9 protein-coding genes are annotated in these 12,504 nt (G+C 47.0%); 8 read left to right on the top strand and 1 reads right to left on the bottom strand.

Going from position 1 to position 12,504, the window contains the following annotated elements:
• The first annotated feature begins 238 nt into the window (after positions 1-238).
• The 6 genes from H6F50_RS14460 to H6F50_RS14485 all read left to right on the top strand — a co-directional run bounded on the left by H6F50_RS14460 (position 239) and on the right by H6F50_RS14485 (position 7,119).
• Positions 239-514 (top strand): sensor histidine kinase, encoded by a 276-nt coding sequence (locus H6F50_RS14460; protein ID WP_347277167.1) that lies wholly within the window; start codon positions 239-241, stop codon positions 512-514.
• Positions 515-535: 21 nt separating this feature from the next.
• Complete coding sequence (locus H6F50_RS14465) at positions 536-2,743, top strand: diguanylate cyclase (RefSeq protein ID WP_190429235.1); 2,208 nt, start codon at positions 536-538, stop codon at positions 2,741-2,743.
• A 539-nt stretch (positions 2,744-3,282) separates the two neighbouring features.
• Entirely contained in the window at positions 3,283-3,813 is a 531-nt protein-coding gene (locus H6F50_RS14470) for an outer membrane beta-barrel protein (protein ID WP_190429236.1), read from the top strand.
• 184 nt (positions 3,814-3,997) lie between these two features.
• Positions 3,998-4,171, top strand: coding sequence for a hypothetical protein (locus H6F50_RS14475; RefSeq protein WP_190429237.1), 174 nt, complete (start codon positions 3,998-4,000; stop codon positions 4,169-4,171).
• A 95-nt stretch (positions 4,172-4,266) separates the two neighbouring features.
• On the top strand, positions 4,267-6,249 hold the full coding sequence (sir, locus tag H6F50_RS14480; RefSeq protein WP_190429238.1) for a sulfite reductase, ferredoxin dependent: 1,983 nt from the start codon (positions 4,267-4,269) through the stop codon (positions 6,247-6,249).
• Between the two features lie 300 nt (positions 6,250-6,549).
• Complete coding sequence (locus tag H6F50_RS14485; protein WP_190429239.1) at positions 6,550-7,119, top strand: general stress protein; 570 nt, start codon at positions 6,550-6,552, stop codon at positions 7,117-7,119.
• A 165-nt stretch (positions 7,120-7,284) separates the two neighbouring features.
• Here H6F50_RS14485 and H6F50_RS14490 read toward each other — a convergent pair whose 3' ends face one another.
• Complete coding sequence (locus H6F50_RS14490) at positions 7,285-9,738, bottom strand: ATP-binding protein (protein WP_190429240.1); 2,454 nt, start codon at positions 9,736-9,738, stop codon at positions 7,285-7,287.
• A gap of 868 nt (positions 9,739-10,606) precedes the next feature.
• Here H6F50_RS14490 and H6F50_RS14495 point away from each other — a divergent pair.
• Positions 10,607-10,771, top strand: coding sequence for a helix-turn-helix domain-containing protein (locus tag H6F50_RS14495; RefSeq protein ID WP_339380422.1), 165 nt, complete (start codon positions 10,607-10,609; stop codon positions 10,769-10,771).
• A 57-nt stretch (positions 10,772-10,828) separates the two neighbouring features.
• Positions 10,829-12,504 (top strand): ATP-binding protein (locus H6F50_RS14500; RefSeq protein ID WP_190429241.1); only part of this gene is annotated, 1,676 nt, incomplete at its 3' end.

Raw genomic sequence — 12,504 nt, forward strand, 5'->3', positions numbered from 1 at the left:
GCAGGGACATTCCACCCCTGTGCATTTAAGCGGATCATGTGGGCGCGGTCGCGCGTCCGTTGCGGCACGGTTTGAGCAACTCGCAACTCGCTTAACATTGAGTCCTCTGCTTCGCTTAAGATAATCCGAATGGGAGCAGGCATAGATTAATGGAAAACTTCGTTTAGGGGCTTTATGCCATCTTATATTTAATTAGTCCCAGCTACTTAATATTAATACAGCAATCCCTTGTGGATTAATTACTAATGAACTTGTTTCCAACGCTTTAAAGTATGCTTTTAAAGAAAATGTGCCAGGAAAAATATATATTAAGCTGTCATTAAATGAAGATAAAAATTTTACACTTGTGGTTGAGGATAATGGTATTGGTTTAGCTAAAAAAATAGATATGAAAAATCCGAAATCTCTAGGGCTTCGTTTAGTTATTACTTTGGTCGATCAGCTTAAGGGAAATATCGAGGTTGATACAAGTCATGGGACAATATTTAAAATCACTTTTAAAGAATTAAATTAAACATTGAGTCCGGCGATCGCTATGAATCTAGCTAAAATTCTAATTGTTGAAAATGAGAATATTGTTGCCTGGGATATACAAAATATTTTAGAAGGGTTGGGATATACAGTTACGGCAATCGCTTCTTCGGGAGCAGAAGCCATTCAACAAGTAGCAGCAACCAATCCGGATCTTGTATTGATGGATATTAGATTGCAGGGCGAGATGGACGGTATAGAAGCATCTGAAGAAATCTATAGTCGCTTCAACATTCCTATCGTCTATCTTACTGCTCATGCAGATGAAACCACATTAAAAAGAGCTAAAATAACCGAGCCATTTGGTTATATTATAAAACCGTTTCAAGAAAAAGAATTAAATGCCACTATTGAAATGGCTCTTTATAAATATAAACAACAAAATAGGTTAGAAAAAGAAAAACAGTGGTTTTCCACAATACTTGAAAGTATAGGAGATTCAGTAATTGTCACCAACGATCGAGGATTGGTGACATTTATGAATCCTCTTGCCGAAGCTTTAACAGGCTGGAAAAAGGAAGATGCTTTTGGCAAAGATGTGAATGAAGTTCTCCAGCTCGTACATTCAGAAAGTCGTGAAGTTACCGAACACCCAATAACCAATGCGATTGAAAACGGTGCGATCGTCAGGTTAGCCGATCGTTGGTTACTCCGTACTAAGAACGGAACAGAAAAATTTATCGGTGACAGTGCGGCACCGATACGAGATGAGGAAGGAAATATTACGGGTGTTGTAGCAGTCTTCCAGGACATCAGCGAGCGCAAAGCTGCTGAATTAGTACTGCAAGAAAGTGAAGCGCGGCTCAGGTTAGCTTTGAAAGCGGCTCACATGGGTACGTGGCACTGGGACATCTTGACCAACTGCATCATGTATTCTGACCAACTAGGGCCAGTATTCGGTCTTCCCCCAGGAAGCCATCATCCAACCTATGAGGATTTTCTTGATGCTGTCCATCCAGAAGACCGCGAGTATGTTGCTCAAGCCGTGGCGAGGGCGGTTGGAGAAGGCGTGGATTATGAGATTGAATATCGAGTTATCTGGCCCGATGGCACCCTGCACTGGGTAGGGAACAAGGGTCAGGTCTACCGTGACGAAACTGGCTGTCCCGTGCGTCTGGTAGGTGTAGCGATGGATATTACCGAACGCAAGCAGGCGGAGGAGAGACTGCGGATGCAAGCCCTAAGGGAGCGGTTAATGGGAGCGATCGCGCAACGCATCCGTCAGTCTTTGCATTTAGAGGAAATTCTCAATACGACAGTGGCTCAAGTGCGAGAATTTCTCCAAACCGATCGGGTGTTAATCTACCGCTTCGAGCCAGACTGGAGTGGGGTTGTGGTCGTAGAAGCTGTAGACGACCGATGGATGTCTATTTTAGGTAGAAGACTTCTCGATCCGCACTTTGCAACTACCTTTGTTTCGTTTTACCAGCATGGTCGCATCCAAGCCACCGACGATATTTATGCAGCCGGGTTAACTCCATGTCACATTGATTTACTGGCTCAGTTTCAGGTCAGAGCTAACTTGGTGGTACCCATCCTGCAAGGGCAACAGTTGTGGGGACTGCTGATTGCCCATCATTGTAGCGGGCCACGACAGTGGCAGCAGTTTAACGTTGATTTACTACAGCAACTAGCAACCCAAGTCGCGATCGCGATTCAGCAATCAGAACTCTATCAACAACTGGAGGCAGCTAACCAACAGTTGCAGCGCTTGGCTTCTGTAGATGGCTTAACTCAAATAGCAAATCGTCGCTGTTTTGATGAATACTTTGACAAAGAGTGGCGGCGGATGGCACGGGAGCAAATCCCGTTATCGCTAATTATGTGTGACATTGACTTTTTTAAAAACTATAACGATACCTATGGTCATCAAGCCGGGGACGAGTGTCTGCGACAGGTTGCCAGCGCGATTAATCGGGTCTTGAAGCGTCCTGCCGATCTCGTGGCTCGTTATGGAGGAGAAGAGTTTGCCATCATTCTGCCAAACACGACTGCTGAGGGGGCGTTTCAAGTCGCTGAAACCATCCGTTTAGAGGTCAAGGCGTTGAAGATTCGCCACATTAATCCTCCCTTCAGTAAGTATGTCACCCTCAGTTTGGGTGTTGCTACTGCTCAGCCTTGGCAGGATGGCTCTTCAGAAACACTAATTGCTGCTGCTGACCAAGCGCTTTATCAGGCAAAAGCTCTGGGACGCGATCGCGTCTGCTGCTAAGAGCCGCTATAACTATCCTGAATCCCTATGGTCTGTAATTTTGGAGTTCAGTATACTTCCAAAAGTATCGTTAATATTATAGCTTTTAAAAACCGTTTCTTCCAATCATGCCAGCTTTCTGATTTTTACTTTTATCAGACAGATTTATAGAGTCTTAGAATTTTATAATTATTTTTTTGATACTAATTTCCCTTATATTCAGACTTTCCCAACCATAAAATTGTTCCTCAAATCAGCCGTAAAGTTGTGCCACTTCTCAAACAGTCCACCGTTAGGAAGCTTCTGGTTGAGCCAAGGCTATTTCAATCTATCGCTAGAGGTGGTAACACTACTCATTCAGTAAAATATTTAGTGGTCTTTTTTGGAAAGAGTACGTTAAAGAGACTATATATAGAGGGTTACAGAGTTTTAAAAGCTTTAGCAAACCTGGTTTTGAGAAGGCGAAAATCTTTTTGGTAATTTCCTGGAACCTTTTGCTTTGGCTAACGACTTTGAATGTAACAAAGCAACTGAAAACCAGAAAATTGAAGGAATTAATTATGAATCGCGCTCTCAAATCCGTAGCTAAGATTTCCGTACTATCTGCACTAGCGCTCGCTCCTGTTTTAATGTCTAGTTTGGATGCTTCTGCAAAACCCACTGGAACACGAGCAAATTATGTCGGAGTTGGTGGTTCTGCTAGCGTTACAAATGGCGGACAAGATGGCGATGCTGCCGCAGTCGGCGGTGTGATTCAAGGCCGCTATGCGGTTCCCAAGACGCCAGTTTCTATTAGAGGTTCCGTACAGTTCACCAACGAAACCAGCACTATCATTCCGATGGTTACTTATGATGTGCCTGTTACCAATAAAGCTAACTTCTACGTTGGTGGTGGCTACGGTTTGCATGAATCGGAAGGCAAACCATCTACCTTCGGCAACCGCAATGCGCCTGTAGTCACGGCTGGCGTCGAAGCAGAAGTTGCCAAGAACGTTGTAGTCTTCAGCGATGCCAAACTGGGAATCAAGCCTTACGAAAACAGTCCTGCTTCTTCTGTTAGCGTCCAGCTAGGAGTCGGCTACGGATTCTAAGATTAACGCTCTCTCTATCGTTCTTGGCGGTGTTTGGTTCGAGATATTTTGACTTAACTGACTTCTAACAAAGTGGGACAGGTTAATAAAGCCTGTCCCACTTTGTTTTTATAGCGGTTCTCACTTGGGTTTGATACACCGCACAGTAGGGTAGCTATGCTAACCTACCGATGGAGCTGATTCAATGGACGGCTTAAGATTGCTTGGCTCAAAAATCGGGTTAGGCACGAAGACTCGACGCTCTTACTTGCATCACTGCATCACTGCATCAAGGTGTGGCAAACCCAAGGGCGTCCTCTGGGGATATCCCTTTCTGCAAGAATTGTTAAAATCTAGGGATTTTCTCACCTATCGCTAAAGATTAAGAATGGTGATAGTACCATGAATGTATACGCCGTAATCCCGATAGATTTTCCGGTGATCCAGTTCAACCGTTCAGCCCCTTAGTTTCCGATGGTTAAATCTCCGATTTCCCCAGTCCAAAAGCTTTCTAAAGTAGAAGGACTCAAAGAACGCAGCAACTTTTTACGCGAACCTGTGGCAACTGAGCTACTGGAAGACACCAACAGCTTCACAGAAGATGCCACCCAGATTCTCAAATTTCACGGATCGTACCAGCAGGATAACCGGGACAACCGGGTGAAGGGTCAGGAAAAAGATTACCAGTTCATGCTGCGTACCCGTAATCCGGGGGGCTTCATTCCACCGCAACTGTATCTGACCTTAGACCGACTGGCTGAGGAATATGGCAATGGAACGCTACGCGCTACGACTCGCCAGGGTTTTCAGCTGCATGGAATTTTAAAGAAAAATCTCAAAGCATCCATCGCTGCCATCATTAAAAACATGGGGTCAACCCTGGGAGCCTGCGGCGACCTCAACCGCAATGTGATGACGCCCCCAGCGCCTTATAAAAATCGCCGGGACTACGAATATACCTGGGAGTATGCCAACAATATTGCTGACCTACTGGCACCGCAAACAGGTGCATATTATGAAATTTGGCTGGATGGCGAAAAGTCCATTAGCGCGGAAGAAAACCCAGAGGTAAAGGCGGCGCGGCAACGCAACGGCAACGGCACCGTCGTCCACGGGAAAGAAGAACCGCTATATGGCGATCGCTATATGCCCCGGAAATTTAAGTGTGCCGTAACGGTACCGGGGGATAATTCGGTTGACCTCTATTCCCAAGATGTCAGCTTGGTGGTGATTACCAACACCGAGGGAGAACTAGAGGGATTTAATGTCTTTGCAGGTGGTGGTTTGGGACGCACCCACAACAAAGAAGAGACATTTCCCCGGATGGCAGATCCCATCGGGTATGTAGAGAAACAAGATATCTACGATCTGATCAAAGCAATTGTCGCCACTCAAAGAGATTATGGCGATCGCGCAAACCGCCGTCATGCGCGGATGAAATACCTAATCGAAGATTGGGGCGTCGAGAAGTTCCGCGCCAAAGTCGAAGAATACTTTGGCAAACCGCTGGCAGCTTTTAAAGAGTTACCGCCCTTTAAATACAAAGATTTCTTGGGATGGAACGAACAAGGCGACGGCAAGCTGTTTCTGGGAATTCCGATTGAAAATGGTCGGGTAAAGGACGAAGGTAACTTCAAGCTAAGAACTGCACTGCGGGAAATCGTGCAGAAGTTCTCGCTACCGATTCGCCTGACACCCAACCAAAACTTGCTGTTTTACGAAATTGACCCGGCGCAAAAAACCGAAATTCAGCAGATTCTTGACCGTTGTGGCGTTCAGGCAGACCCCAATCAACTTGACCCATTGGTGCGCTATTCAATGGCTTGCCCCGCTATGCCGACTTGCGGCTTGGCGATTACCGAATCGGAACGGATCATGCCGGATCTCTTGAATCGGGTTCGGGCGCTGCTGAAAAAAGTGGGATTGGAAAACGAACATTTTATCGTGCGGATGACGGGTTGCCCGAATGGTTGCGCTCGTCCCTATCTGGCAGAATTAGGATTTGTCGGGAGTGCGGCTGAATCTTATCAGATTTGGCTGGGGGCTTCACGCGACCAAACGCGACTCTCTAGAGCCTATATGGATCGGCTGCACATCAACGAGCTAGAAACCGAATTAGAGCCGATTTTCGTTTACTTCAAGCAGTCGCGGCAACCCCAAGAAGGTTTTGGGGATTTCTGCGATCGCGTTGGTTTTGATGCGATTCGTCAATTTACAGTTGACTATGAGTCAGAAGCAGTCTCTCCTCAGTCAGATACTGGGTTGATAAATGAGGTGGTGCTGCCAGAAGAATCAGAAATTGCAGTTGCAGCTAAAATCCGTCGTCGAATCAATGTCCGGGATGATGTTTACAGCCGCTTGAAAGCAGAAGCAGCCCGTCAGGGTAAGCCCATGACTCAATTGGCAACTGAGGTAATCGAAGCTTTCTTGCAGGCGAATCAAAAGCCTAACGAGTAATCCGGCTGGCGACTCAGTAATCTTAAAGTCTGGTTGATTCCCCTAATTTCCCAGAACCCCAACCCTTTCCCGCTTGCGGGGAGGGGTTCTTTATATGATGGGCAAGTAGACGGATTTGAGATGAGTCTTCAATCATTCAACTCAGCCGTAACAAAACGCCCGGAGAGACTCTACCTCCGAGTTACATCTAGGGATTGATGGATCTAGTAGCAGAAAATACCAAAATTTCAACATCAAGGATTAAAAAATCAATTCTGCATTTGTGGATTCGCGATGCAGATATGGCAATCGGAGGGAAAAATGACTGTAGCTGAAAATAAGCGTGCTGTGGGGGTATTTTCTAATCGTCAAGATGCAGAAACTGCACTCGATGAAGTTAACAAAACTGGCTTCCCAATGGATAGGGTTTCGGTAATTACCACACAAGCAAAACCTGACGATCAACTTGCCGGTGCGAATATGAGCGATCGCATTGGTGATGAAGCTAGCGTCACTGCTGCCACAAAAGCCAACGCAAATACTAACGTTGGGCTGTTTGGTGGCATATTCACCAGTCTTAGCACTTTAGCAGTTCCTGGTGTGGGGGCTGTAATGGCAGCGGGTGGTCTGGGCTTGACACTAGCCGGTACGATTGCTGGTGTTGGGATTGGAACAGCGGCAACGAATCGCCTGATTGAGGCATTAACCGATCTCGGCATTCATGAAGATGACGCTAAAGTTTATAGCGATCGCCTGTTCTACAATTACTATTTGGTAATTGTGGATGGAACAGACGAGGAAATCGCCAAAGTTGAAGGAGTTTTTCGCGAGCGGGGAATTCAGGATTGGGCTGTTTATAACCGACCCAACGATTCACCTGTTTTGTCCTAAATTTCCAAGAATACCAAGATCCAATTTTCACCAAGTTAGGTGAATCTAGATTTGAGAAAGTTTCACTAAACTTTTCTCAAATCTATTTTGTCCTTACTTTTTTGTTGATCGGTAGTGGGGAATTGTGCCCTAACTTTCCCCCTAAACTGATTGCTCAATCAATTCCTACGATGGTTGCGGTGATTGTTGGATCGGAATCTCGATCGCAAATTCTGCTCCTTGTCCGGGTGCCGAAATGCACCGCAACTGTCCCCCATGTGTCTCTGTCACTATCTGATAGCTAATTGCTAATCCCATCCCGGTTCCCTTTCCAACCGCCTTGGTGGTGAAGAAGGGGTCAAATAACCGTTGCTGAATATCTTCAGCAATCCCCGCTCCATTATCTGCAATCCGGATCGCAATTTGTTTTGATGCCAAAACTTGCGTGCGAATTGTAATTCGACCGGGGTTGGCTTGCAGGTCTTGATAGCTACGCTTGAAGTTAAACTCCTCTATGGCATCAATCGCATTGCTGAGGAGGTTCATAAATACCTGGTTGAGTTGTCCGGCATGGCACTCAATTTTAGGTAACTGACCATACTCCTTGACAACTTCAATGGCTGGATGATCTGGCTTTGCCTTAAGACGGTTTTGCAAAAGCATCAGCGTGCTATCAATGCCCTGGTGAATATCCACATCCTTGACTTCTGATTCATCCAAACGGGAAAACACACGCAGCGAGTAAACAATATCACGAATACGCTGAGCGCCAACTTGCATCGAGGCAAGGAGTTTGGATAAATCTTCTTTGAGAAATTCCAGTTCCATGTCCTCTGCTTTGTCTTGAATCTGGGGCGTGGGCTGAGGATACTGCTCTTGGTACAGCTCAATCAACTCTAGTAAATCTTGGATGTAAGAGCTGGCATGAGTAAGGTTGCCGTAGATGAAGTTAACTGGATTATTGATTTCGTGGGCAATGCCTGCCACCATCTGACCCAAACTAGACATTTTCTCGCTCTGCACCAGATGGAGTTGGGTCTGGTTAAGTTTGCTCAGCGTTTGGTTGAGCAGTGTAATCTGTTGTTGGGTTTGGTTGTAAAGCTGAGCCTGAGTAATGGCAACTGCTAACTGATCGACAACTGCTTTGAGTAATTCCCGATCTAGTGGACTTAGGGAATGAGCGTGCAACCCAATGAGATAGCCGCAGCAGCCATCTAAAAGCGGGATAGGGAGTGCAAGGTAGGCGTGAGCTTTTAACTGTAGAGGTGTTTGCTCTAACTCAGCATCAACAAACAACAGATGAAGTGCTTCTGTCTGCTGTAGACAAGCTGCTATGTCTATAGATGAATTGGATTGAAACTTTCTTGGCTGAATCGTCAATGTTTGGGCGTGAGAGTCGCCAACCAGCTCAAGGGTTTGGGATTGGGGATCGTACCAGCCAAACAGCACTCTATCAAACTGTGTTAAGGTTGCCAGTTCTGTTACCGTCGTCTGAACAATGGTTTGTAGCTCTAAAGATTCTCGGATACGACGCACCAAACGGTTGAGTAGAGCTTCCTGTTCGGCACGAGTGCGAGTTTGCTCAAACAGCTGCACCTGTCGCCATGCACCCATTAGGGCAATCAGCAACAATCCGCCTAAAACGGTCGCTAGGAGGTTGAGTGCGCCTAAGTTAGATTCGATATTCTGGCGAGGAATAACCAGTGCAATTGACCAATCCGCTTCTTTTAGGGGTACGTAGGCAACGTAGTTCCAGCTGTCATTGACTCGTATTAGTTTAATCCCTGCTTGTTTGGCAACCATGTGCTGGGCGATCGCTGCCAGTGCCGGATTGGAAGATTGTAAGAAGCTGGGTGCCTCATGCTCTGCGGAGCCAATCATCTTGGGGTCAGGATGGGCAATCGCCACCCCTGTGGAGTTGAGTGCAAAGGCATAGCTGCCAGCTCCCTCTTGGAGCCTGCTGACTACCTGAATCACTCGGTCAACTTTAATCGCTCCACCCATTGCTCCCAGCACTTGAGTCCCTGAATCCCCCATAATTGGAGCGCTGATATTGATTTGTAGAAGGCCTGTGGTGCGACTGACTACGGGATTCGCGGCACTGACTTGCCCTGAAATTGCCTTGATAAACCATTCCCGGTCTTTAATATTTTTGCGATGAGGACCGACGCTGGTATTCGCACCCCAACCCTCGGAGTTGACAATTGACAGCTGGTGAATTTCTTTAAACCGTTGCAATTCCGACTTTAAATAAGGCTGGGCGACTGACCAATCTATAGAGCGCACGAGGGGACTGTTCGCCAGCATCTCTACCTCAGTCTTCCGATTAGATAGCCACTGGTCAATCTCATCTCGTCCCTGCTGGACTTTCAGTAAGGCTTGTTGCTGGAGGTTCTCCAGAATCAGTCCCCGCACAACCTGATAGCTAACTACAGCGATCGCACTCACCCCCAAAGTTGACCCTGCCAGTATCGATAAAACAATTAGGTCACGAGGTTGCCATCTTTGCTTGTAGCGATGCTGCTTTTTTGGCAGCCTTGACCAAAACGCTTTAGAAAAATTGAATTTCCCCAATTTGGGAAATGCTTCCCGGCTACTTTTTTGGCTAGCTGAGTTAGCCTGGTTGTTTAGGATGGACACTCTTACTGCTACCTGCTATCGACTTGAGAAATAGGAGATTTCCAAGGAATTTAAGATTGAAAAAGTTGAAAGAGTTCAATGTTATGCTCCACAATCAGCTAGTTTTCTCTAAGAATCATATGGAGATGTTCTGCTCTCGCAACTCTTTTACCTGTAAATTTAGATACTACCATCGGATAATTGAACCAGCATTGGCACAATTGCTGAATCTTCATCCTGTTAAAAGTCTCAAGTTTAAAGGTCAATTGAATAAATTCGATTCTTCCTCAAGTCGCGAGCAATGAGCGTGTCGAGGGAACTCAAGCTCAGTGCGGCTTAGGGTTAACAATGGATTCGCAAGTTAAGCTCGCATCTTTTCCCTTTTCGGGCAGGGCATTGGGAAAGGATACCTATATTTTCCAGCTTTACAGATATATCGCACATTCTGCACCCCTACTGTCACAATCGGTTATTTCGGTTTTTTTTCCTAACAAAGGTGATTTCTTATACAAAAAAATGTAAATATGTTTTGCGATCGCAAGCCCAAAATTTTTAAATGTCGAAAATTCGGAGTATGGCAGTTTAGGTTGTGGAATGGGGGTTAAATCAGCGTGCAGATAGCGGCTGGTTGTGCAAGCAGCATTCTTCCGCTCCAGGGTCGCCTGCATTAGATGCTACGAGGAGAGATCGCCTGTGAAAATTGACCTGTTCAAAGACAGTTACTTAGTGATAAAAATCCTTTCAGTCAATGACTAGGAAGGGAAGAGGATGAAGAGAAACTAGCCCCATTCTGGCTAATAGATGGAAGGATATCGCACCGGCTATCGTTCAATTTTACGCATTAAGATAGAGGGATTTGTGCCCAAGAACCACACTTGAACAGCTAGAGGTGGCGGGGTTAGTCCGTGAGACTCGCCCGCGGCTTGAACTTTCACAGGAAAAGTTCGCAACGCTACTTGGGGTATCGTTCCATAGTGTGAATCGATGGGAAAACAAACGAACGTGCCCCTTACCACTCGGTTGGAAGCAGATTGAAACACTGCTGCAATCATAATGGGGGAACAGGTCGAAGACGACTAGCCAGGTATTTCGAGGAGCAGGAGTTGCGCCAGTGACATTTGCAGACAAAGGAAGGGCTGCTGACAGCATTTTTGTTACAGGCGGCGAAATGGGGAATTTGATGCGATCGCTCGATTGGTCGCAGACTCCCTTAGGAGATGTAACCTACTGGCCCCAAAGTTTGCGGAGCGCTGTCAGCATTTTGCTGCCTTCAAAAGCTCAGATTTGCCTGTTCTGGGGAACTGAATTGATCGCGCTCTACAACGATGCTTATCGCCCTGCTTTGGCATCGAAGCATCCTTGGGCGCTGGGTCGCCCCGCCCGTGAGCTGTGGAGCGAAGTTTGGGACGCGCTCAAACCCTTGCTTGAGGGAGTTGTCACGACTGGAGAAGCCTTCTGGGCGCGAGATTATTTGTTCTTTCTCAATCGCTACGGGTACAGCGAGGAAACTTACTTTGATGTCTCGTATGACCCCGTGCGGGATGAGAGCGGGGAAGTCGGCGGCATTTTTTGCATCGTTAGCGAGACAACCGGGCGAGTTCTGGGCGATCGCCGCTTACAAACATTAAGCTTACTGGCGAGCAAAACAGCTCAAGCCAAGACGGTTGAAGCTGCCTGTAGAACGGCAATTCAGGCTTTAGCCACCAATGCTCACGATATTCCGTTTTCCCTGCTTTATCGAGTGGCGGCAGATGGCAAGCAAGCGACTCTGGTGGAAACGGCTGGATTCGAGGCGGAAACCTCAGCAACGCCAGCAATCGTAGACCTGACTCAAGACAATGACGGATGGGGATTGAGACGAATTCATCAGACTGGGCAAGCCGTTATTGTTGATGTAGCAACTCGCTTCGGGGTGTTACCGAAGGGAGCCTGGGATAGGTCGCCTGCTGCTGCCTGGGTTGTGCCAGTGACCCAATCGGGACAACCTCAGATTGTTGGGTTTTTGGTGTTGGGAATCAATCCCCATCGAGCCTTTGAGAATGAGTACCGAGAATTTTTTGATTTGGTGGCAGGCAATGTCACGAATGCGATCGCGAATGCCCGCGCGTTTGAAGAAGAACGCCAGCGAGTCGAAGCACTGGCAGAACTGGATCGCGCCAAAACGTCCTTCTTCAACAATATCAGCCACGAATTCCGTACTCCCCTGACGCTGATGCTATCGCCGCTAGAGCAGACGCTAGCCGAATTAAAGGGAAACATTCCGACCAAAGCGCGATCGCAACTCGAAATGGTGCAGCGCAATGGGAAGCGCTTGCTGAAGCTCGTCAATACGCTGCTCGATTTTTCGCGCATTGAAGCCGGACGCACTCAGGCAAACTACCAGCCAACCGATTTAGCAACCTATACGGCTGAATTAACGAGTCTATTTCGTTCTACCGTTGAGCAAGCGGGACTGAAACTTACGGTTGATTGTCCTCCCTTGCCGGAACCGATTTATGTAGATCGGGATATGTGGGAGAAGATTGTGTTGAATCTGCTCTCCAACGCCTTTAAGTTCACGTTTGAAGGAGAAATTGCGGTGGTTCTGCGTCCGGTCGGCGACCATGTGGAACTGATGGTGCGTGATACGGGGACGGGTATCCCAGCCGCCGAGCTTCCCAAACTGTTTGAGCGATTTCATCGCGTTGAGGGGGCACGGGGACGCACCTTTGAAGGTACAGGAATCGGGCTATCGTTGGTGCAGGAACTCGTGCAGTTGCAAGGTGGAGCGATCGCTGTTGACAGTAC

It is taken from the genome of Coleofasciculus sp. FACHB-712, from assembly GCF_014695635.1.
Lineage (GTDB): Bacteria > Cyanobacteriota > Cyanobacteriia > Cyanobacteriales > FACHB-T130 > FACHB-T130.

Bases quoted from the DNA above. Each gene is read 5' to 3' on its own strand.
- H6F50_RS14475 (WP_190429237.1), top strand. From the start codon at position 3,998: ATGGACGGCTTAAGATTGCTTGGCTCAAAAATCGGGTTAGGCACGAAG.
- H6F50_RS14485 (WP_190429239.1), top strand. From the start codon at position 6,550: ATGACTGTAGCTGAAAATAAGCGTGCTGTGGGGGTATTTTCTAATCGT.
- H6F50_RS14470 (WP_190429236.1), top strand. From the start codon at position 3,283: ATGAATCGCGCTCTCAAATCCGTAGCTAAGATTTCCGTACTATCTGCA.
- sir (WP_190429238.1), top strand. From the start codon at position 4,267: ATGGTTAAATCTCCGATTTCCCCAGTCCAAAAGCTTTCTAAAGTAGAA.
- H6F50_RS14465 (WP_190429235.1), top strand. From the start codon at position 536: ATGAATCTAGCTAAAATTCTAATTGTTGAAAATGAGAATATTGTTGCC.